At 65.0% G+C, this 26,431-nt stretch carries 1 protein-coding gene; it reads right to left on the bottom strand.

Annotated features, from left to right (window positions below):
- Positions 1-75 precede the first annotated feature (75 nt).
- Positions 76-26,424 carry a non-ribosomal peptide synthase/polyketide synthase gene (locus AC1TPF_RS09110; RefSeq protein WP_482143587.1) on the bottom strand — a complete coding sequence of 8,783 codons (26,349 nt, stop codon included), beginning with the start codon at positions 26,422-26,424 and terminating at the stop codon, positions 76-78.
- Positions 26,425-26,431: the final 7 nt, after the last annotated feature.

The following is a 26,431-nucleotide window of genomic DNA, read 5'->3' as shown; positions in this document are numbered from 1 at the left end:
CCTGTTGTTAGCCGGATCTGGTGTAGAAGACCCCGCTCTGACTTGCTCCGCCACCCACGCCCATCGGATCGACCATCACCGGTCAACACTACTCGACCTGTCGGCGAGGAACTCTGCCAACATCGGGCCCGCCTGTGCCAGCGCGTCCGCGCTCATCATCGCCCAGTGCGTGGCCTCGACGCTGTGGTGAACCACCTCTCCCGACACGGCGCCTCGCCATGCGCGCGGTGCGATGGTGTCGTCGTCGCGCCCCGAGCCCGCCGTGAACAGCAGGAGATCGCCGTCGACGGTCCGCGGTTCATAGCGGCGCATCAACGTCATGGATTGCGTGGCCGTCGCGATCATGTTCTCGAGCCACTCCGCGGTGACATCTGCAAATGCCGGACCGCCGGCTTCCCGAAGTTTCCCGGCGACGATGTCGGGAGAATCCAGAACCGGATCGACCCCCATCTCGGCGGGCAGTCCCAGCCCGGCGATGATCTCGCTGGGTGCGACACCCTCCTCCCCGAGGACTTTGGCCGACTCCCCTGGGAAGCTGTCGAACATCACGAGCATCTCGACCTGCTGCCCCTCGTCCTGCAGTCGTGCCGCGACCGCGTGAGCGATCACGCCACCGAGCGACCAACCCAGCAACCGGTACGGACCATCAGGCCGGATCGCGCGGATCTCATCGGCATATCTGGCCGCTATCTCCTCGACCGATTCCGGATTCCACTGACCGGTCGCTGCCGGTGACTGGACACCATAGATCGGGATCGCGGGATCCATTGCGTCGATCAGCCCCCGATACGCCCAGGCCAGCCCGAGCACCGGGTGGATGCAGAACACCGGATTACCGGCGCCCTGCTCTCGAATCGGCAGCATGACATCGAATACACCGGCGGACGAACCACCTCCGGATTCTGCACTTGCCGCGATCCCGGTCACGGTCGGATCGAGGAAGATCGCCCGCAGCGACATCGGTGTACCGAGCGCGTCGGTCAGCCGCGCGACAAGTCGCGTGGCCGACAGCGAGTTACCGCCGAGATCGAAGAACGACGCGTCCGCCGACACCCTTTCGAGCCCCAGAACCTCGGCCAGCACGTCCGCGACGATGCGTTCGATCTCGGTGGCCGGCGCCACGTACTCTCCGATCCGATGGAACTCGGGTAGCGGCAACAGTTTCCGGTCCAGCTTGCCACTCGGGTTCAGCGGGAACTCGTCGAGCACGACAACCGCATCGGGCACCATGTACTTCGGCAGCGAACGACCCACAACGGCTCGCAATTGTTCTGTGTCGAGGTCGGCGCCCCGGTGCGCGATCACGTAAGCGATCAGGTGGTCCCCGGTCCGCGGATCCTTGTGTACCAGCACCGCGCTCTGGCGAATCGGGGTATAGGCCAGCACCGCCGATTCGATCTCCTCGAGTTCGATACGCTGGCCGCGCAGTTTGACCTGGAAGTCGGTGCGTCCGATGTACTCCAGGGCCCCGTCGGCCCGGCGGCGCACCAGGTCGCCGGTCCGGTACATCCGCTCCCCCGGCTGCCCGAACGGATTGGCGACAAACCGGTCGCAGGTGATCCCCGGACGTTGCAGATAGCCACGTGCCAGCTGGGTGCCACCGAGGTACAGCTCACCGGCCACACCGGCCGGGGTCGGTCGCAGACCGGAGTCGAGCACGTGGGCGGTGACGTTCCACTGTGGCACACCGATGGGAACTGTCTGCGTATCCGCCTGTCCAACTTGCCAATTCGTCACGCTGACGGCCGCTTCGGTCGGACCGTACATGTTGTTCAGGCTCGCCGAACACAGTTCACGGAAGCGCTCCGCGGTCTCCGGCGGCAGCGCCTCACCGATCACGAACGCGTGGCGCAAGGTGCGCAGCGCGGACGGATCCGCCTCGGCCACGAACACTCCCAACGGGGACGGGACGAACGTTGCTGTCGTGATCCCGTACTGCTCGATGAGCGATGCCAGATAGCGCATGTCCTTGTGTCCGTCGGGTTTGGCGATCACCAGGGTGGCACCGTTCTGCAGTCCCCAGAAGAACTCCCAGACCGACACGTCGAACGTCATCGCTATCTGCTGCAACACCACGTCGTCGGTCCCGAGCCGGTACTCGGATTGCTTCCACAGCAACTGGTTGACGATCGCGCGATGGGTGATGACCACACCCTTCGGCTTTCCGGTGGAACCCGAGGTGAACATGACGTATGCGGTGTTGCCGGGCCGCAGCGACGCGATGCGGTCGACATCGGTGACCGGGCCGGCGGGCAGATCGGAGAGATCAAGGGTGTCGATCTCGACGACCGCGAAATCCGCCGAGATGTCGATTCCGTCACCGACGGTCGTCAGCACACACACCGGATCCGCGATCTGCAGAACGTAGGTGGTCCGATCCGCCGGGTGGTCGGGGTCGATCGGGACGTATGCCGCCCCGGCTTTGATGATCCCGTACATCCCCACCAGCAGGTCCAGTGACCGCCGCATTGCGATGGCGACCTTCGATTCGGGCCCGACACCCATCCCGATGAGATGGCGCGCGAGACGGTTTGCGCGGGAATCGAATTCGGCGTAACTCAGCACCTCGCCTTCGAAGACGAGGGCGTCGGCGTCCGGGGTGCGGAGCACCTGTGCATCGAACAGGTCGACCAGAGTGCGGTCCGGAACGTCGACCTCGGTTGCGTTGAATCCCGCGAGTTGCTCGCGCTCGGCCGGGACCAGCACGTCGACCCGGCCGACCGGGACGTCGGGCTGAGCGGCGATCTGGGCGAGCATGTGATCAACCCGCGCCAGGATGACATCGACTTCGTCATGGGTGAACACATCGGCGAGGAACTTCGCCTGCAGGCGCACTCGGTCGCCCGCAGTGATGAACAGCGACAGGGGGAAGTTGTTCGCGTCCACACCGGACACATCGAGCACCCGCAAACCGTCGATGTCGGTGACCGAGCCTGATGCCACGGCATCGACCGGGTAGGACTCGAAGACCGTCAGCGTGTCGAAACCGGCTCCGGCCCCGACGCGTCCGGCGATCACCGGCAACCCCACGTAGTGGTGTTCGACCAGTTCGGACTGCTCGACCTGCAACCGCACCAGGAAGTCGGCGAGTGTCTCGGACCTGTTGATCCGGGCTCGGACGGGCAGTGTGTTGATGAACAAGCCGATCATCGACTCCACACCCTCGAGGTGGCCTGGCCGACCCGAAACAGTGGCACCGAATACCACGTCATCCCGGCCGGTCAGTCGCGAAAGCACCAGACCCCAGGCCGCCTGGACGACCGTGTTCATCGTCACCCCAAGGCGTTTGGCGACCGCATCGAGCTCCGTCGTCCGCTCCGGACTGATCTCGAGGAGCATCTCACCGGGCATGCTCTGCTGCTCGCGGGCACGATTTGCCGGCGCCAGCAACGTGGGCTCGGTGACCTCGGACAACGCCGCAGCCCAATGTTCCACCGACGCCGCCAGATCCCGGCAGGCAAGCCACTGCAGGAACCCCCGGTATGAACGAGGCGCAGGCAGCACCGTGGCATCGCCGCTGGTGGCATACAGCGTGAACAGCTCACGCAGTATCAGCGGCATGGACCAGCCATCGAGGAGGATGTGGTGGCTCGTCATCACGAAGTCGACCCGATCGGCATCGAGCCGGATTGCCGTGAACCGCATCAGCGGTGGCGCGTGCATCTCGAATCGGCGATTCCTGTCTTCGTCGAGGATCGCAGCACGGACGTCCTCGGCATCGGGATCGGCGCGCAGATCATGCTCTGCGAACGGAGCCACGGCGGATTCGACGATGACCGCGACGGCTTCATCGGAGAGATCATCGCGGAACGCGGCACGCAGATTCGGATGGCGATCGAGCAGCGCCGCAGCCGCCGCGCGCAACCGACCGATGTCGACGGTACCCCCCAATCGAAGGATCACCTGCGAGGTGTACACGTCGAGCGAACCCTCGGCGAGCCTGGCGTGGAACAACATCCCACGTTGCAACGGCGACAGCGACCACACGTCGGTCATCGACGGATAGTCGATCGCAAGCATGTCGACGGCGCGTTGATCGAGATTCACCAGCGGCAGATCCGACGGTGTGAACACCCGGCCGGACGCACTCGACGACCACTCGGCAACTGCTTTCGCGGCCCGGATCCACAAATCGGTGAGCGATCGCACCTCGGACTCGCGCAGCAGTGTGTTCGGGAACGCGAACGTCGCCTCGAGTCGATCGCCGGTCACCGCGGCGTTGATGTCGATAGCGGCGGCCACCGGCATGTCTGGATCCGGGCCTGCCGATGCGGCGAGTTCACCGCTTGGCGCCGGCAACCATCCGACTGCACCCGACGCGCTCTCGGTACCGATCCGGCCGAGATAGTTGAACCCGATCGTAGGTTGCGGATAGGCCGACAAGTGATGCGCGGTATCTGCATTCAGGTATCGCAGCATCCCGTAGCCGATGCCCTTGTCGGGTACCGCCAAGAGCTGTTCCTTGATCGATTTCACGGCATCGGCAACCGCAGGCCCACCTGCCAGCGCGTCATCGATGTCGACGCCGGTCAGATCCAGCCCCAGCGGGAACATGGTGGTGAACCATCCCACCGTCCGCGACAGGTCGGCTCCGGAGACGACCTCTTCCTCTCGGCCATGACCTTCGAGTTTGATCGTGGTTGCGTCGGTGTGGACCCCGCGGTCGCGTAGCCAGGCGATCGATGCGATCGCGAGGACGGCCAGCAGACCGTCGTTGACCCCGCCACCGAAAACCCTTGGGACCGTGGTGAGAAGCGCGTCGGTCACATGCTCGGGTAGTTGTAGCTTCACCGATTCCACGGTGCCGAACACGTCCAGAGCCGGATCGAGCGGACGCCCGCCGATATCGGCGCTGCCCTGTTCCAGCAGATTCGACCAGAAGCCGAGTTCGGCGACCCGGTCCGGATCGACGGATTGCTCCGACAGAGCGTGCGCCCAACGACGCATGGAGGTACCGACCGGTTTCAGTTGCGGCGGCTGGTTCTGCGAAACCGCCTGCCATGCCGTCACCAGATCCTCGACGAGAACCCGCCAGGACACACCGTCGACGACCAGGTGATGGGCGACGATCAACAACCGGCCGCCACCGGACACATCGGGTTCGGGTTGCAGCCACACCAGCCGCAACACCTGCCCCCGGGCCAAATCCAGTTGGGCGGCCGCACGATCGAAGGCAGGTTCGACCAATTCGGCGAACGCCGGCGTCCCGGGAGCTGCCGAAGCGCCGAACTCGACGCGTTCGATCATGCCTGCGATATCGAGCACCTGACGATCCCGGACATTGATCGTGCCGTCCTCGTATGAGAGCGAGGCCCTGAGCATGTCGTGGTGATCGACCACCGCCGCGAGTGTGTCCACGAGTTGTGCGTGGTCGATGGATTCAGGCAGCGCCACGTACAGCGGCATGATCAGGCGGTTGTGCCCGCCACCTCGCTCGATCATCCATCGCACGATCGGGGTTGCGGGCATCTCACCGACGCCACCACCGGGCAGCTCTTCGAGAACCGTGACCGCCGCGTCGGCACTCATGGTCGCCACCCGGGCAATTTCGGCAACGGTTTTGTGCTCGAATATGTTGCGCGCCGAGATCAGGACACCGGCCGCCTTGGCGCGGGATACCAGCTGGATCGAGATGATGCTGTCGCCGCCGAGGGAGAAGAAGGAGTCGGTGACACCGACCCGTTCGACACCGAGGACATCGGCGAACACGGCGGCCAGGATCTCCTCGGTTGGCGTGCTCGGTGCGACATACTCCTGGGCCGACTCCTCGAAAGCCGGGTGCGGCAGCGCCTTTCGGTCGACCTTTCCGTTGACGGTCAGCGGCATCTCGTCGAGCACCATCACCACCGCAGGCACCATGTGCGCGGGCAGCGATCGGCCGGCGAACGTCATCAGCGCCGACGAACCCACCGTCGTGCCAACGGAGGGCACCACGTACGAGACCAACATCGTTGCCCCCGAAGGACCTTGGACGCCCTGGGTCGTGACGAACTCGACCGAATCGTGCTCGGCGAGGACCGCGTCAATTTCCCCCAGTTCGATGCGGAAACCGCGTACCTTGACCTGGAAATCGCTGCGGCCGATGTATTCGACCTCAAGCGCGCCGGATGGTGTTCGGACCCAACGGACCACGTCTCCGGTTCGATACATCCGCCGACCGGGATCAGAGGGGTCGGCGACGAAACGCTCTGCGCTCAACCCGCTCCTGGCGTGATAGCCACGTGCCAGTTGTATCCCGGAGATGTACAACTCACCGGGCGCACCGACCGGCACCGGGCGCAGGAACCCATCCCGTATCGAAGCCGACACACCGCGGATCGGGCTACCGATCGTTGGTCGGTCACCGGGGAGTATCCGATCGCTGATCGTCACCATGATCTGGGTCTCGGTCGGGCCGTAACCGATGTAGAACTGCCGATCCGGTCCCCAGATCTCGACCAACCGGTTCGGCACGGCCTCACCGCCGACCACCAGGTGTTGCAGACTGTCCAGCCCAGCGGGATCGAGCGTCGCCAGGGCGGCCGGTGTGATGAACGCGTGCGTGACGCGGTGCTCCGCGATGGTCGTCGCGAGTTCGTCGCCACCGTAGACACCCGGAGGCACGATCACCAGCACCGCACCCACCGGGACGACAAGTAACAACTCCAGCATCGACGCGTCGAAGCTGGGTGACGAAAAATGTAGTGCCCGTGAACGTTTGGTCAGCGCGTATCGTGCGGCTTGCTCGGCGGCGAAGTTCGCCAGACCCGCGTGCGACATCACCACGCCCTTGGGCAGGCCGGTCGATCCGGACGTGTAGATCATGTAGGCGGCGTTGTCGATCTGCAGCCCGCGCGGACGTTCTTCCGGCAGGAGGGGCTCGTCAGGTCGCGTCGAGCACTGCATCTCGAACTGCTGATCGTCGAGAACGAACCACTCTGTGGCGGCAGGCAGGTGGGTGCGATGCGCCTCGATCGTCAAACCGATCCGGGCACCCGAATCACGGACCATGTGTTCGATACGGTCGGCCGGGTAGGCCGGATCCATCGGGACCAGGACGCCGCCGGCCTTCGCGACAGCCCACAGCACAAGATTCGAGTACACCGAACGCGGCAGTGCGGAGGCAACTGCGACCTCGGGGCCGACCCCGAGCGCGATGAGCTCGCGCGCAAGGCGATTCGACCAGCGATCCAGCTCCCCGTAGGTGACTCGTCTGTCACCGAGTACCAGGGCGATGGACTCTGTTCCGGCAGCCTGAACCGCTGCGGCGAGCATCTGGGGCAGAACCACAGCCGGTTCGGCGGGTGCGCCACTGACCTGCTGCAACTGGGCGCGTTCGTCACCGGAGAGCAGATCTATCGCTCCGACCGGCACGTCGGGCGCAGTGATCAGGGCCGTCAGTGCCGCGAGGAGTCGCATTGAGATGCGCTCCATGGTGGGTTCATCGACCAGTTCGGGCGAATAGCTGAACTTGAACTTCAAGGCTCCGCGCATGCTGGCGGTCAAAGTCACCGGATAGTGGGCGGCGTCCTGTCCGCTGAACCCGGTAACCCGCATTCCGGCGATGTCGGTCTCGGCTGTGGCACCGGCCATGTCGACGGGGAACGACTCGAAGACGGCCAACGTGTCGAACTGCGCGGCCTCGCCAACCGCCCGTTGGATGTCGGCCAACCCCACGTGCTGATGATCGAGCAATGTCGACTGCTCGACCTGCACCCTGGCGAGCAGCTGATCGACCGTCTCCGAGGCCTTGACCCGCACCCGAACCGGAATCGTGTTGATGAACAACCCGATCATGGACTCGACGCCCGCCACATCGGCGGGCCGACCTGAAACCGTCGCTCCGAAAACGCAATCGGATCGTCCGGTCAACGCGTTCAGCACGATCGCCCAGGCGGTCTGCACAAATGTGTTCGGTGTGACACCGAGCGCCCTGGACCGGGCCTGCAGCATCGTCGTGGTCTCCTCGGTGATGCTCGCATGGAGTTCTGCGACACCTTCGTGTTGCCTGCGACCGCGATCACCGGAGATCAGCAGCGTCGGCCCTTCGACACCGCCCAGGGCATCGACCCAAGCCTGCCGCGATTCCTCCGGCTTCCGTCCCGCCAGCCACGACAGGAAGTCACGGTACGAGCGTGGCGCGGGCAGGACCGAGGCGTCGCCTCCGGTCGCATACAGGACGAGCAATTCCTTGATGACCAATGGTGTTGACCAACCGTCGATCACGATGTGGTGATTGGTGACCAACAGTTCGTACCGATCGGCGGCGGTTCGGAGCAGCGTGAACCGCATCAACGGCGGCTTCTCCATGTCGAAGGGTGCCCGTAGATCGGCAGCCGCCATGTCGGCCCGGGTCCTCTCGACCCCGGCACCGAGAGGATCCGTGCAATCCACTGTGCGCCAGGGGATGTCAACGTCATCGAGGACGACCTGCACCGTGTTTCCGGTCCCGTCGGTGACAAAGGCGGTTCGGAAGGCCTGATGACGTGCGATCAATGCCCGTGCACTGCGACGTAGCCGCTCGGGGTCGACCGTTCCGGCCAGGTGGAGCGACATCTGCGCCGAGTACACGTCCACCGCCCCCTCGGCAAGGGAGGCATGAAAGTGCATGCCCCGCTGCAGTGGTGAGAGCGGCCAGATGTCTTCGAGATCCGGGAACGCCCGTTCCAGCGCCTCGATCTCACCTTGCGTCAGCGTGACCAGACCGAAGTCGGACGGCGTCCGGCCACCTGCCCCTGGTGCGGACGCGTATCGGGCAACCTGTTCGAGCGCCGATGACCACGCCGCAGCCAACTCCCCGACCTCGGTCCGCGTGAACAAACCGACGGGAAAGTCGATGGCTGCCGACAGCCGTTCCGCGCCTTCGCGCTCGGACACGACAGCGTTGATCTCCAGAGCGGGGACCGGCATGTCCGGGTCGAGCGACGATCCCAGTTCACCGCCGTCGCGGGCCGGAACCCAACCGATCTCCCGCATCTCGTCGGTGAACTCGATCGCCGACGTGCGACCGAGATAGTTGAAACTGATCTGTGGCTCCGGTCCGGTCAATTCTGCGGCCGTCTCGTCGTTGAGATACCTCAGCAGACCCCAGCCGATGCCGTTGTCGGGTGCGGATCGGAGATTTTCCTTCGTTGCCTTGATCAGCCGGCCGAGATCGTCACCGCCGGCCAGCGCGCCGTCGACATCGAGTCCGGCCAGATCGAGACGGAGTGGGTATGCCGTGGTGAACCAGCCGACCGTGCGGCCGATCTCGGCCCCCGGCAGTGCCCCTTCCTCACGACCGTGGCCCTCCAGCTGCAGGTAGACGTGATCGGCCGACCGGCCCCGCCTCGACCTCCACTTAGCAAGAGCCAACGCGAATCCGGCCAGCAGTCCGTCATTGACGCTGCCGCCGAAGGCTTCTGGGACCGCGGTGATCAGCACTCGCGTCGCCTCCTCCGAGAGCTCGAACCGCACGCGCTCGGTCGTTCCGACCGTGTCGGAACCGGGGTCGGGGGCCCGCTGCCCCAGCAACGGGTCGTCCACGTCGATCACGGTGCGCCAGAAGCCCAATTCGGCCAGCCGGTCAGGTGTGTTCGCCATCTCGGCCAGCCCGTGCGCCCATCTGCGCAGCGACGTACCCACCGGTTGCAGCCTGGGTCCGTCACCGGCCAGGATGCCTCCCCAGGCCGCAGCCAGATCAGGCAACAGGACGCGCCACGAGACACCGTCGACCGCCAGATGGTGGATCACGATCAACAGGCGTCCATTGCTGCGCAATTCGGCGGCCGGGTCGAACCATACGAACTGAGCGACGATTCCCGCCTCAGGATCCAATCGATCGGCGGCCGAGCTGAACTCGCGCTGAACCAGGGCCTCGAAATCGTCTGTACCGGGCAGACTTTCGAACCGGACTCGATGCAGTATCGACCGACCCTGTTCGGGTTGCGGTTCCTCGACACGCAGATGCCCCACTGTGCCGTCGTCCCCCCGCACCCAACGCAGCCGCAGTGCATCGTGATGCGATACCACCGCATCGACCACCGATTCGATGGTCGTCTGATCGATGCCGTGCGGCAGGGTCACGAAATTCGATTGCGAGAAACGCTTGTGCCCGCCGGGTGCGGACCCGAACGCGGCCATGATCGGTGTCAGGGGTAGCTCCCCCACACCGCCACCGGGAAGTTCGGCGATCATGTTCCGTTGATCGTCTGCGAGATCGGTCGCCACCGTCGCCAGCGCGGCAACGGTCTTGTGTTCGAACACATCCCGTGCGGTCAGACCGATGCCGAGCGCCTTCGCGCGGGATACCAGCTGAATCGACATGATGCTGTCGCCGCCGAGGGCAAAGAATGACTCCACCGCGCTCACCCGGTCCCGGCCAAGCACCTCGGCGAACACCGCAGCGATCTTGACCTCGGCGTCCGATGCGGGCGCCACAAAAGCAGCGCTCTCGACGTTGAAGACGGGCTCGGGCAACGCCTTGCGATCAAACTTTCCGTTGGCCGAGATCGGCATGCTCTCGAGCACCGTGAACGAATCGGGGACCATGTAGTCCGGCAACGACGCGGCGATCGCAGTGCGCAGGGCGGCCACGTCGATCGCGGCACCGTCGGCGGGCGTCACATATGCCGCCAGCCTGCGTCCGTGCTCACTCTGCACAGCCAGGACCGCAACCAGCCCGACAGAGTCATGCCGGGCCGCCGCCGCCTCGATCTCGCCGAGCTCGATCCGCAGACCCCTGATCTTGATCTGGTGATCGGTCCGTCCGAGGTATTCGAGTTGGCCGTACCGATTGATCCGCGCCAGGTCGCCGGTGCGATACATGACGGTACCTGCATCACCGAGTGGATCGGCCACGAACCGGTCTACCGTGAGATCTGGCCGCCCCAGATAGCCTCGGGCCAGCTGGATTCCGGCGAGATACAGCTCACCACCGGTTCCCGGCACCACGGGCCGCAGGCGGGCATCGAGTACGTATGCCCGGGTGTTCCACACCGGTGTTCCGATCGGTACAGCGCCCGACTCCGTGCCGTCGAGCCGATGAGTTGTCGCGGTGACGGTCGCCTCGGTGGGTCCATATTGATTGTCGAGGTACGCCGTATTGTGTTCGAGGAATCGCTGTGCCAGCGACTCCGGCAGGGCTTCACCGCCCACCGCGATACCGCGCACCGATTCGGGCAGTGCCGGCTGCTTCTCGCTCAGCATGATCGCGAGCATCGAAGGAACGAAATCGAGTAGAGCGACATTCCACCGGCGGACGATCTCGATCAGGTACTCCGGATCCCGGTGACCGTCTGGCCTGGCGATCACGAGATGTCCGCCACATGCGAACGGCACGAACAACTCCCAGATCGACGCATCGAACACGAGCGGGGTCTTCTGGAGGAAGGTGTCCTGCGCGGAGCACTCCAGCCGGGCACTCATCCAACGAATCTGGTTCACCGCGGCCGCATGGGTCACCACCACACCCTTGGGCTTACCGGTCGAACCCGAGGTGAAGATCACGTATGCGGAGTTCTGCGGACGAAGCGGAGTTCGGCGTCCGGTATCGTCCAACGGCCCGTCGTCGAACCCTGACAGGTCCACCCGGTCGATATCGATGACGGTGCAGTCGACCACCGGTTCCATCTGGTCCGGTGCGTTGGTGAGCACGCAGGCCGGCGCAGCCTGGTCGACGACCTCGGCGATCCGCTCTCGGGGCTGATCGGGATCGACCGGCACGTACACGCCGCCCGACTCCATCACCGCGTAAATCGCGACCATCATCTCGATCGACCGGCGCACCGCCACGACCACGGTCACCTCTGGTCCGACACCCTGTGTGATCAGCAGTCGGGCCAGTGCGTTGACCCGGGCGGAGAACGACACGTAGTCCAGGGTCCTGTCCTCGAACGTGACTGCCGGAGCCTGCGGTGCCACATCGACTCCGGCACTGAGGAAGTCGGTCAGTACGCGTTCGGCCACCGGGGTCACGGTGTCGTTGAGCTCGTGGAGGACCAGAGCCCGCTCGCGGTCGTCGAAGATGTCGATGTCCCCGACCCGCAGGTCTGGCTCGGTAACTGCGGCTGCAAGCACGCGAAGAAAGCGCTCGGTCATCGCCGCAATCGTCGGCCGATCGAACAGCGCAGTGGAATAAGCGAATACACCTGAGTACCCCGACTGCGTACCGTCGGTGTCGACCTTGGGCGACAGCGAGAGTTCCAGGTCATATTTCACCTCGAACAATTCGACAGGCAAGGGACTGATACTCAGATCCGGCAGGTCGAGTGCGGGACGCTCGACGTTCTCGAATCCGAAGGACACCTGAGCCAATGGCGCATAGGCCGTGGACCGCTGCGGATTGAGGACCTCGACCACCCGCTCGAACGGCACGTCGGCGTGAGAGAACGCGCCGAGATCCGCATCCCGTACGGCCGCGAGCGTCTGCGTGAACGTCGAATTGCCGTCCACCGTTGTCCGCAGCACCAGCGTGTTGACGAACATTCCCACCAGTCGGTCGAGCGCCTGCTCACCCCGCCCGGCGATCGCGGTGCCCATGGCGATGTCGCCGGACCCGGAGATCCGGGCGAGCAATACCGCAAATGCCGTCTGCAGCACCATGAACGGGGTGGTACCGGTGTTCCGGGCGATGCCTTCGACCGCCTTCGCGAGCTCCGCCGAAACCGAGAACGGCAATCGCTGCCCGGTGGTGGATTGCACCGGTGGCCGAGGTCGATCCGTCGGCAGTTCGAGCACATCGGGGAGATCGGCCAAAGTCCCCCGCCAGTATGCTATTTGCCGGGAGATCACCGATTCGGTGTCGGTTTCCGAGCCGAGCACCTCTTGCTGCCACAGACTGAAGTCCGCGTATTGCACGGGCATCGGCTGCCAATCGGGATCGCTTCCCTGCTGCGCGCGTGACAGATACGCCAACATCACGTCCTGGGCGAGCGGCGCCATCGATGCGCCGTCGGCACTGATGTGGTGCACCACCACGACGAGTACATGGTCGTCGGGACCGATACCGAACAGTGCGGCACGCAACGGCACCGACTCGGTGACGTCGAAACCCTGTCGGCCGAACGCAATCGCCGCCGCGATCACCTCGTCTTCGGAGATCTCCACGATTTTCAGCGACACCCCGGCATCGACCACGGACAACACCCGCTGCTCGGGGCCCTCGGGACCGGAGGGAAACACCGTTCGCAGCGATTCATGGCGGGCCAGAACGTCATCCATCGCAACACGTAGCGCGTCGATGTCGAGCGCTCCCGTCAACCTGACCGCCATCGGAATGTTGTAAGCCGCCGACGTGGTGTCGAACTGGTTGAGGAACCACATCCGTTGCTGCGCCATCGACAACGGGATCCGGGCCGGACGAGTCCGTCGCGTGAGCGGTGGATGACCGGACTCACGCTTGGTCGCAACCGATGCGGCGGCGGCGATTCCGGACACTGTCGGAGCGTCGAAGATGGTCCGAACCCCGAGTTCGACGTCGAGGGCCTGGTTGACCCGGGCGACGACGCGGGTCGCCGACAGTGAGTTCCCGCCCAGCTCGAAGAAGTCCGCATCGCTGGAGACCCGTTCGACACCGAGCACGTCGGCAATCACCCCGGCGACTATCTCCTCGATCGGTGTCCGCGGAATCTGGAATTCTCCGTCGGTCTCCCATACCGGCGCCGGAAGCGCCCGGCGATCGGTCTTACCATTGGTGGTCAGTGGCATCGAGTCCAGCTCGACGAACGCGGCGGGCACCATGTGCGAAGGCAATTCTCGCCGCGCGTGCGACCGCAGTTCCTGCGGATCGATGGCCACACCGGTGGCGCGCGTGACGTAGGCGACCAACGCAACCGACCCGCTGGGAGTCCGCACATCCACGGTTGTCGACATCCCGACATTCGGATGACGCGTCAGCACAGAGTCGATTTCACTCAACTCGATACGGAATCCGCGAATTTTGAGCTGGAAATCCACCCGGCCGATGTAGTCGATCACGTACTCGTCGTCGTTGATCACCCAGCGGACCACATCGCCCGTCCGATACATCCGGCTGCCTTCAGGGCCAAAAGGATTCGCGACGAAGGTGCCGGCGCTCAGGCCGGGGCGGTTCTGGTATCCCCTGGCCAGTCCGCCGCCGATCATGTAGAGCTCGCCGTTGACACCGATAGGCACCGGGCGCAGCCGGGAGTCCAGCACCACGGCTTGCATACCCCGGAACGGTGCTCCGATGTCGACCGGGCGATCGCGGCGCAACGGAACGCTGACCGTGCAGATGATGGTTGTCTCGGTCGGGCCGTACATGTTGAGTACATCCCTGCCTTCGGCCCATGCCTCGATCAGTTCCGGTGGTGTTGTCTCACCGCCGAGGACCACGGTTCGGTAGGTGTCCAGACCAGCCGGATCAACCGTCGCCAACGCGGCAGGCGGAATGAACGCCATCTCAACGGCCTTGTCCTGCAGCAGGCCTGCCAATTCTCGGCCGCCGTAAATCCCCGGCGGGACGACAACCATCGTATTGCCGCCACTCGCGCCGAGCAGCAGATCGAAGATCGCGCCGTCGAACCCTGGAGAGGAGAACAGGGCGGTACGGACCGCCGCATCACCACGGGTCACCCGTTTCTTTATGGCTTCGAAAACACCTGACAGGCCCCGATGGGTGGCGACCACGCCCTTTGGTTTCCCTGTCGAGCCCGAGGTGTAGATGGTGTACGCCACATTGTCGACCGACGCCGCAGTGCGATCGGCATCGGTCAGCGGCGCGCTCGACAGGTGCTCGAGTTCCTGCAGCGTCGAGGGATCATCGAGGACGAGCCACTCGATATCGGCAGGCAACGAGTCCCGGAACTGTGCGGTCGTGATACCGAACCGTGCCCCGGCATCGGCGACGATGAACTGCATCCTCGACATCGGGTACGACGAGTCGAGTGGGACGAAAGCCGCACCCGCCTTTCCGACCGCCCACACCGTGGTGACCCACTCGATCGACCGCGGAAGCGCGACCGCAAGGAACTTCTCGCGCCCGGCACCGCGTTCGATGAGCACGCGAGCCAGCCGATTCGACTCGGCGTCGAGTTCGCGATAGGTGATCGACCGATCGTTCTCGAGAACGGCGGGCAAATCCGGGTACAGATCGGCGCCCCGCGAGATGAGGGCGTCAAGCGTCATCGGCTCCGGATCCGGACCCGCGCTATAGGGGACAACTTCCCTGCGTTCGGCCCCGTCGAGAAGTTCGAGGGCTCCGACGGTCACCGTGATGTCATCGGCCACGGCGCGACACACTCGCACGAAGTAATCGGTGAAACGTTTCGCGGCCGCCGGATCGAACAGGTCGGCCGCATAGGTGAGCGTCGCGTCCAGCGCGGGACCGTCCTCGGTGTCACGCTCGATCATCATCAGCTGGAGGTCGAATTTCGCTGTTTCCAAGCCGGATTCGACCGGCTTGATGACGAGATCGGGGAGGTTCAGCTCAGCCCGTTCGACGTTCTGGAACGCCAGCGCCACCTGCGCCAACGGTGAGTGCGACCGGGAACGTTCCGGGTTCAGGGCCTCGACCAGCTGTTCAAACGGCAACTCGGAATGACTGAAGGCAGCCAGGTCGGACTCCCGCACCTGTTGCAGCAGATCGATGAAGCGCAGATCGGGATCGGTGCGGGTTCGCAGCACCAGGGTGTTCACGAACATCCCGATCAGGTCGTCGAGTTCACGTTCGCCACGCCCGGCGACCGGGGTCGCCACCGCGATGTCGTCACCACCGCTGAGCCGAGACAACAGCACCACCAGACAGGCATGAACGGTCATGAAAAGTGTTGCACCACTGTCGGTACCGATTGTGCTGAGGCCGGCCCTGGTCGCCGCGTCAACTGTGAAGTCGACGGTGCCCGCCCGGAACGACTGCACCGGTGGACGTGGGTACGTGGTGGGCAGTTCGAGCACCGTCGGCAGGTCGGCGAGCTCGGCCCGCCAGAAATCCAGTTGCTCGGTGGCAGCCGATGCCGGGTCGTCGATGGAACCGAGCCAGTTCCGTTGCCAGACGCTGAAGTCGGCATACTGCACTGCCAGAGGCACCCATGCGGGCGCGCCGCCCTGCATACGCGCGACGTAGGCGGTGACCAGGTCCCTGGCCAGCGGAGCGCGAGATGCTCCGTCGGAGGCGATGTGATGGATCGACATCAACAGCACGTGCTCATCAGTATCGAACTCGATCAGCGCAACCCGCAACGGAATACGTTTCGCGACATCGAACCCCTGCGAGAAGAACTCGATCATCCGCAACGGGAGGTCATCTTCACCGCAATTGATCCGGGCGACATCGATGTCCGCATCGACCACATCGAGAATGTGCTGGTGTGGTCCGGACTCGGAATCAGGGAATACCGTACGCAGCGATTCGTGTCGCCCGAGCACATCGAGCAACGCCGCCGTGAGGACGTCGATGTCGAGGCTTCCGGTGAGCCTGATCGCGACCGGGATGTTGTAGACCGGTGAGGCGGTGTCGAACTGATTCAGGAACCACATCCGCTGCTGTGCGAGTGAGAGCGGGATCGCGGCTGGTCGCACGGTGGCGATCAGCGGTGTCCGCGATCGCCCTTCTCCCGCGCTGCGGCCGAGTCGGGCGGCCAGTCCGGCGACCGACGAATCCTCGAACAGATCGCGCAGCCCCAGTCGCGCATCGCCGGCGGCGTTGAGGCGGGCGATGACCCGGGTCGCAATCAACGAGTCACCACCGATGTCGAAGAACCGGTCGTCGACGGACACCCGTTCGAGGCCCAACACCTCACCGAAGACCGACGCCACCATCTCTTCGTACACGGTGACCGGTGCCCGATATTCGGCTGCCGCACTGCCGAACTGCGGATCGGGAAGGGCGCGCCGGTCGAGTTTGCCGTTGACGGTGAGCGGCAGTTCGGTCAGGACGACAACCGCCGATGGGACCAAGGCCGCAGGCAACACCGCTCGTGCACGTTCGAGCAGATCCACCGGTTCACTCCCCGTGGTCTCCGGGACCACGTAGGCGACGAGCCGATCAACACCCTGCGGACTCGTCTTGAGCGCCACGGCGCAATGCCGAATCCGGTCGTCGGAGGCGAGTACACCCTCGATCTCGCCGAGTTCGATTCGGATGCCGCGAAGCTTGACCTGCAGATCGGCCCGGCCGAGGTAGTCCAGGGTTCCATCTGATCGACGCATCGCCAGATCGCCTGTGCGATAGAGCCTCGCACCGGGCTCGCCCTGCGGATCGGCAACAAAACGTTCCGCGGTCAGCACCGGCTTCGAGGCATATCCGCGGGCCAGCTGAACGCCGCCGAGATAGAGCTCTCCCACCGCACCCGGAGGAGCTTCGCGCAGCGCCCGATCGAGCACGCGCGCGACCACATTCGCCACCGGGAACCCGATTCCCACCGATCCGTGCAAGACGTCGTCGGCGGTGGTCTGCAGTCGGGTGGAGGTCACCGTCGACTCGGTCGGCCCGTACTCATTGTGTAGCGACGCATTCGACATCGACCGGAAACGGTTCAGGGACGTCACCGACAGTGCTTCACCGCCGCAGAAGACCATTCGTAACGCCGAGATCTCTTCTGGTTCGACGGCGGAGAGAAAGACGTCGAGCATCGAGGGGACAAAGTGCATTGCGGTGATCCGATGGCGCGATACCGCCTCGGCGAGGTAACGCGGATCGCGATGGCCATCCGGGGTCGCGATCACCAGCGCCGCACCGTGCGTCAGGGGCCACCACAGCTCGCGCACCGACGCGTCAAAGGTGAACGGCGTCTTCTGGAGAAGCCGATCATCGGCTCCCAACCGATAGACCGATTGCCGCCACTGCACCATGTTCACCACGGAGCCGTGGGTGACCTCCACCCCCTTGGGCAGGCCTGTTGATCCGGACGTGAACACCACGTAGGCCAGATGTTCGGAGCGCAGCGGCGAGTGCCGTTCGAGAGCACCGATCGGCGCATCAGCGTGGCGCGCGAGTTCATCTGCCAGCGAGTCGATCTCGAGGACCGGACTGTCGCCGGGGACGTCCGGTGGTCGCTTCGAGGTGGTGAGAGTCAACATCGTTTCCGACGCGCGCATCATGTGCTCGATGCGCTCCGGCGGGGCGTCGACGTCGACCGGGACGTACGCGGCACCTGCCTTCGCGACGGCATAGATCGCGATCATCAATTCCGTCGACCGCTCGATGACCAGCGCGACCCGCTTCTCGGGGCCGACTCCGTGGCCGATCAGCACTCTGGCAAGCCGGTTGACGCGAGAGTCGAACTCCGCGTAGGTCAGGACCTCGCCGTCGCCGATGAGTGCGGTGGCGGTGGGCGTTCGGGCAACCTGGTCCTCGAAGAGGTCGACCAGCGTCCGGCCCCCGATCGGCTCCGGCGACGGGTTCCACCGGAGCTCCGCGATCCGTTCCTCCGGCGAGACCGGCTGTAGCGCGGCCAGTCTCGCCACCGGATCAGCGATGAACGACCTCAGCACCCGCAGCAGTCGATCGAGGTGCGAGTCGGCGACGGCCTCGGTGAAACTCTCGCGCGCGAACTTCGCGGCGAAGTGCAGACGATCGGTGTTCGCCGCCACGATCGACAACGGAAAGTGGCTCGCGGCAGCGGATTCCACATTGCGCAGCCGAACGCCGGCGATGTCCACACCACCGCCGACCCCGGCACTGTCCACGGGATAGGACTCGTAGAGGACCGCGGTGTCGAAGACCGCCCCGGTGCCACCGTGGCGATGGATGTCCGCCAGCCCCAGGTACTGATGGTCGAGCATGTTCGACGAAGCGCTCTGCAACCGCTGCAGGAACTCGGCCACCTCGAGCGCGTTGTCGACGCGGACCGCCACCGGCACGGTGTTGATGAACAGACCGATCATCGACTCCACGCCGGTGATCGACGGGGGCCGGCCGGAGACGGTTGATCCGAAGACCACGTCGGCACGGTTCGTCATGGCGCTCAGCACGATTGCCCACGCACCCTGCACGAGGGTGTTCATCGTGACACCCAGTCGGCCGGCGAGTGCCGCGGCCTGCTGCGTCTCGTGGGCGGTGAGTTCACGTCTGACCACGCCCGGCACCGCGGCATGGTCACGGCCTCGTGACTGTGGTGAGAGCAACGTCGGTCCGTCGACGTCGGACAGTGCCCGCTGCCAGGCCGCCGTCGAGGCGGCGCGGTCCTGCTGCTGCAACCAATGCAGGTAGAGGCTGTATGGGCGGGTGGCAGGCATCGACGATTGGTCGGCATCGGTGGCATAGAGCACCATCAGCTCGCGGAGCACGAGGGGCGTCGACCAACCATCAAGAATCGCATGATGGTTGGTGATCACCACATCCCAGCGATCTGAGGCCAAACGCAATGCGGCGAGTCTGATCAGTGGGCCCGCCGACATGTCGAAACCGGTCGCCCGGTCGGCAGACAGGATCCGGTCGCGCTCGGCAACCCTTTCGGCGTCGTCGATCATCTTCAGATCATGAACCTCGACAACAACGTTCAGATCGGTGCGTACCAGCGCGACCGCGCCCAGGTCTTCGTCGATGACGAACGTCGACCGCATACTCTGATGCCGCTCCAACAGCGCATTGCAGGCTCGGCCGAGCCGTTCGACATCGAGCAGCCCGTCGAGACCGAGGACGAACTGCGCGACGTACACATCGACCACCGACGTCGATTCGCGAGCCATCAACGCATGGAACAGCATTCCGTGCTGCAACGGCGAAAGCGGCCACACGTCGGCGATGCCGGGGTGGCCCTTCTCCAGTGAATCCAGTTGCGCCTGGGTCGCAGTCAGCAGGGACAGATCAGAGGGAGTCAATCCGCCCGCATCGGGTTGTGTGGCGTGGCGGGCAATGGCCGAGACCGCGGTGGTCCAGTGCTCGGCCAGAGCAACGATCTCGTGTTCGGTGAACAGATTCGCGGCGTAGGTGAAGGTTGTGGACAGTGTTCCGCCACCGAGCACCGACACGTTGACATCGATCGCGGCGCCGAGCGCCATGTCGGGATCGGTCGCACCACCGAGGTTCTGGCCCTCGACCACCGGAACCCAACCGTGCTCGGTCATCTCGTCGGTGATCTCTTGACCACCGAACCGCCCCAGATAGTTGAAACTGACCTGCGGGTCGGACGCTGCCGCAAGAACCGGCCCGGTCTCGGGGTTCAGATAGCGCAGAAGGCCGTAGCCGATCCCGTTGTCGGGGACCGATCTCAGGGTCTCCTTGACCACCTTGATCACCCCGCCTGCCGCGGGGCCACCTGCCAACGCCTCGTCGATGTCCACACCACCGATGTCCAGGCGGATCGGATACACCGTGGTGAACCAGCCGACGGTCTTCGACAGGTCCGCGCCCGGGGCCACACTCTCTTCGCGGCCGTGGCCCTCGAGAGTGATCCCGAACGGGGCCCGCTCCTCGGTGACGCCGCGGTCACGGCGCCAGGCGGCAATCGCCAGCGCGAGCGCGGCCAGCAGACCATCTTGGACGCCTGCTCTGTATGCGCGCGGAACCGCGGTGGTCAACGCCTCGGTCAGTTCTGCGGGCAGGGTGACCGAATGCTTCTGTGCGGTCCGCATGGTGTCGGTCGTCGGGTCGAGAACACGTGCACCGATGGCTGATTCGACGGGATCGGACATCGACTGCCAGTAGGGCAGTTCCCCGATGCGCCCCGGGTCGGTCGCCTGCGCGGTCAACGCATGGGACCACCGCCGCATCGATGTCACCTCTGCGCCGAGGTCGAGGGTCACATCAGCCGTCAGTTCGGCCCAGGCACCGGCCAACGCGGGAACCAGTACCCGCCAGGAGATCCCATCGACCGCGAGGTGATGCAGCACCAGCAGCAGGCGTCCGTTTCCGTCGACACCCGCGGCCGGTTCGAACCATACGAACCGGGCCAAGGCGCCTCCGGCAGGATCGAGCCGGTCCGCGGCCTCATCGAGAGCCGTGCGTGCGAGTGCGGCGAAGCCCTCGGATGACGGCCTCGCGTCGGCGTCGAACTCCACCCTTGTGATCGCCGGTTCCACCTCCATTCCACCGACCTCGGCGACCACCAGCTTCGGAGCCGCCGCCTCCGCGGCAACAAGATGGGCGCGAAGCATGTCATGGCTGTCGACAACCCGCTGGAGTGTCGCAACGAGCGTGGAGTGATCAATTCCCACCGGCAATGTGAGCATCACCGCCTGCGAGAAGCGATCGCCCATTCCACGCTCGAGAGCCCAATGCATGACCGGGGTCAGCGGCATCTCGCCGACCCCACCTCCGTCGAGCTCCTCGAGCACCGGTGTCATGTCCGCAGACTGTAGAACGGCCACTTCGGCCAATCCGGCAACTGTCTTGCGCTCGAACACATCTCGCGCGGTGATCTGGACACCCGCGGCCTTGACCCGCGAAACGAGCTGGATGGACACGATGCTGTCGCCGCCGAGCGCGAAGAAGGAGTCGGTCACGCCGACCCTCGGCACCCCCAGCACCTCCGCGAACACACCGGCCAGGATCTCTTCGAGCACCGAGGACGGCGCGACATACGATTTGGTCGCGATGGCCGCGAAGTCGGGTTCCGGCAGGGCTGCCCGGTCGAGCTTGCCGTTCACCGTCATCGGTACCGAATCGAGCACCATGACAACGGACGGGACCATGTACTCGGGAAGGGACTCGGCGGCATGTCGCAGCAGCTCGTCGGTGTCGACGGTAAAGCCTTTGACCGGAACGACCGTCGACACCAGGACCGTCGTGCCCGTCGGCCCGGTGCGCCCCTGGGTCACCACGAAATCGATGGTCTTGTGGCTCTGCAGAACTGCGTCGATCTCACCGAGTTCGATCCGGAACCCGCGCACCTTCACCTGGAAGTCACTGCGGCCCAGATACTCCAGGTTCGCTTCCCCTGCGGGATCACTCATCCACCGCACGACGTCACCGGTTCGGTACATCCGGGTCCCGCCATCGCCGAACGGGTTCGCCACGAACCGATCACTGGTCAAACCCGCCCGGCAATGGTATCCACGGGCCATCTGCAGTCCGCTGATGTACAGCTCACCGCTGACCCCGACCGGTACCGGACGTAGGCTCCGGTCGAGAACCATCGCCTCGACACCGCGGATCGGGCCGCCGATGGTCATGGCGTCATCGGGCTGCAACCGCCGCGACATGGTCACCATGATGATGGTCTCGGTCGGGCCGTAGCCGTTGTAGAAGTGCCGGCCCGGCGCCCAATCCCTCATCAGACTCTCGGGCACGGCCTCGCCGCCGACCACCAACTCCCGAAGCGAATCGGCTTCGCCGGCGTTGACGGTGGCCAAAGCAGCCGGCGTGATGATCGCGTGGGTCACCGAGGCCTCGGTGATCACCCGGGTCAACTCGTCGCCGCCGTAAACCCCGGGCGGCACGATCACCAGGGCGGCCCCGGCCGACGCCGCGAACAGCAATTCGAGCATCGCCGCGTCGAAGCTCGGCGACGAGAGATGCAGGACCCGGGCCTGCGAGGTCACCGAGTATCGCTCTCGCAGTTCGGCGGCGAAGTTCGCCATGGCCCGGTGCGTGACCACCACGCCCTTGGGCACTCCGGTCGAGCCCGAGGTGTAGATCATGTACGCCGCATTGTCGATGCGCTGCGGTGACAAGCGAGTCGGGATGCCACCGTCTGTTGCCACCGCTTCGTCCAACACCTGCCGGGTCTCCGAGTCGTCCAGGACCACCCATCGCACCGAATCGGGCAGCTGCGAGCGATGTTCTGCGAGGGTGACGCCGATTGCCGCTCCGGAGTCGGCGATCATGTGCTCGATGCGCTCCCGCGGGTAGGCCGGGTCCACAGGAACAAACGCGGCGCCAGATTTGACCACCGCCCACAGTCCGACCTGTTCGTCGAATGAACGCGGAAGTGCCAGTGGGACGAACTGATCGGCGCGAGCTCCTTCGGAGATCAAGATCTGCGCCAGCGCGCTCGACCGTCGGTCGAGTTCACGGTAGCTGTGGACCTCGTCGTCACAGATCACCGCAGCCGCATTCTCATCGACGCTCGCTGCCGAATGAAGAAGTTCGCCGAGCGTGACCGGAGTCTCACCCGCCCGGCCCACAACCGGACACAATTCCGCGATCTCGGAATCAGAAAGTACGCCGATCCGTCCGACGATGACGTCGGGCTGCGCGACAACCTGATTCAGGATCCGAACGAAGCGCTCGGCGAGTTTCTGGATCGATGCCTGGTCGAAGAGGTCCGTTGCGTAGACAAACAACCCCGCCAGGCCGCCCGCATTCGTCGGGTTCAGCGCCAGCTGCAGATCGAACTTGGCAAACGTGACACCGCTGTCATACTCGGCGATCGACAGATCCGGCGCATCCAGGACCGGGGGTTCGTTGTTCTGCAGGGCCAGCGTGACCTGGAAGATCGGGGTGTATGCGGTGGTGCGCTCTGGCGCAAGCACTTCCACCAACCGCTCGAACGGAACATCAGCATGGGCCAGGGCGCCGAGGTCGGAGTCGGCGGTGGACCGCAACAATTCTGCGAACGTGGCCCCTGGTTTGATCCTGGTGCGCAGCGCGAGGGTGTTGACGAACATGCCGACGAGCCCGTCCAGTTCGCGTTCTCCGCGGCCTTCGATCGGTGTCCCGATGACGATGTCGTCCATCCCGGACAGCACCGAGAGCGTCAGCGCGAACGCCGTGTGGAGCACACTGAACTCCGTGGTGCCGCGCTCCCGCGCCACCGCGGCGATCTGCTGGTGCAGGGCACCGTCGATGGTGAACTCCGTACGACCGCCGAGCATCGAGGGGCGGCCGGGCCGCGGCCGATCGGCCGGAAGCTCGAGTACCGCAGGTATGTCCGCCAGGGCATCGGTCCAATAGGAGATCTGCCGCGAGACCAGCGAGTCCGGATCAGACTCCGACCCGAGCAGTTCATGTTGCCAGAGAGCATAATCGGCGTACTGCACGGGAAGCGGCTCCCACTGCGGGCCGTCATCGTCCGAACACCCCAGGTATGCGGTGACCAGATCCCGCGCCAGCGGCGACATGGACGCACCGTCGGCCGCGATGTGATGCAACACCAGGACCAGCACGTGCGAGGTCGGTCCGAGCCGGAAGATGGCCGGTCGAACCGGAACCTGAGCGGTCACGTCGAAACCCTGAGATGCCAACGCTGCCAACCGGCTCCGCAGTTCTTCCTCGTCGGCGACGTCGATCGGGTCGAGGGCGAGATCGACCTGGGTCGGGTGGAGAACCTGCTGCCACGGTCCGTCTTCACCCGACGGAAAAACAGTGCGCAATGACTCATGGCGCTCGATGACACCCCGGACCGCATTCGCGATGAGGTCGAGATCGACCGTGCCGGTCAACCGCACCGCCAACGGCAGATTGTATGCGGGCGAGGAGGTGTCGAATTGATTGATGAACCACATTCGGGACTGGGCCAGCGACAGCGGCGGATGATCAGGGCGCGCTCGGGGTTCCAGGCGTGGGCGATCGACCGTGCCCGCCGCCGATTCGCCCACGACGGCGAAGCCGGTCACGGTCGGGTTCTTGAACAGCTCGGCCAGCCCGATATCCGAGTTGAGCATGGAATTGACCCGGGCCACGACCCGCGTCGCAGACAGCGAGTTTCCACCGACGTCGAAGAACGAGTCGTCCGCACCCACCCGGTCCACGCCGAGGACTTCCGCGAAGACAGCGGCGACCGCGATCTCCGTTGATGTGCTCGGCTCCCGGTACGGGGTGGTCGATCTCGCGGCGTGCGGCTGCGGCAATGCTTTTCGGTCGAGCTTCCCGTGCGCGGTCAACGGCAGCTCGTCGAGCGCGACGATCGTGGCCGGAATCATGTAGTCCGGCAGGAACTCTGCCAGGTGACTTCGCACAGCGTCGGTGTCTTCGACATCCGAGGTCGGACGGACGACGTAGCCGATCAGTCGCTCGAATCCCGAGTCGTCCGTATTGACCACGACCACGGTTCGGACCGCACCGGTCACCCGGGCGAGTACCGTCTCGACCTCACCCAGTTCGATCCGGAACCCACGCAACTTCACCTGGAAGTCAGTGCGCCCCAGGTACTCGAGATCGCCGTTGGGTCGCCGCCGGGCCTCGTCACCGGTCCGGTACATCACCTCGCCCGCCGGACCCGCCGGATCGGCCACATAGCGTGCGGCGGTCAGGTCCGGGCGGCTGACGTACCCCCGCGTGATCTGCGGACCCGCCAGATAGATCTCGCCTGGAATGCCGGGTGGGACCTCCCGAAGTCGGCGATCGAGCAGGTGAGCACGCAGACCCGCGTACGGGGTGCCGATGGCAACCACCGGTAGCGACAAGTCGTCGTCGGCGCTCGCATACCGGGTGCCCGACACCGTGAACTCTGTTGGGCCATACTCATTGCTCACCGAGGCATCCAGTTTGGCACGAATCTGTCCGAGGAGTTGCGACGTCAATTGCTCTCCGCCGCTGAGAATCTCGCGGAGGGATTGCCCCTCCCCCGGTTGCAGTGCGTCAACAAACACCGCCAGCATGGACGGCACGAAGTGCATCACTGTCACGCCGTGACGATCGACCGCGGCGGCGAGGTATCTCGGGTCCCGCTGCCCGTCGGCGGTGGCGATTGCCAGCCGCGCTCCGCTGACCAATGGCCACCACAGTTCACGCACCGCGGCGTCGAACGTCACCGGGGTCTTCTGCAACATGCAATCGGACGGTCCGACACCGTAGACCTGCTGCCGCCGAGACAAGAACTCCCCGACCGAACGGTGTGACACCACAACACCTTTGGGACGACCAGTCGACCCGGAGGTGAAGATCACGTACGCCGGATTGTCCGCCCGCAGCGGCGCTCGGCGCTCGGAGTCGGCGATCGGGCCGTCGTCGTGAGCCGACAGATCCAGCAGATCCGGATCGACGACAGTCACTCCGGCAGGAACCGTCAGACCGTCAACATCCCGGGCGACCACGCAGAGCGGGGCAACCGACGAGATGACCTCCGCAACTCGCGCCGCGGGATGATCCGGGTCGACCGGCACGTAGGCGCCACCGGCCTTCACGATCGCGTAGATCGCCACCATCATGTCCAGTGACCGTCGAACGCCCATCACCACCGGGATTTCGGGGCCGACACCGATCCCGATGAGGTGGCGTGCCAGCCGGTTGACCCGCCGATCGAACTCGCCATACGTCCACGTTGTCTCTTCGCAGATGAGCGCCACCGCATCAGGTGTGGCCCCCACCTGAGTGTCGAACAGATCGGGCAGGGTCGCGGTCGTGGTCGCGGCGGACTCCGCCTCGACCACCGCCTGCACCTCCCCGACGGCCCTCGTCAAGGCACCGCCCGCAGCGGCAATCGTCGGGGACAAGCCGGAGATGGCGACGGACAACACCTCGGTCGGGCCCATTCCACGATCCGCCAACGGTGCGGCCAGCAAACCCAGGCGCGTGTCGAGTTCTACCCAGGTGACCCCGACCCCTTCGTGTTCGTACGCAACGGCTCCGGGATCACGCGTTGTGAGTCGACTGATCGCATCGAGCAACTGCGCGAACGACAATTTGACC

The organism is Williamsia sp. Y853 (genome assembly GCF_056786495.1).
Note: the sequence above shows the minus strand (reverse complement) of the source record. Positions and strands in the feature narration are given on the sequence as shown.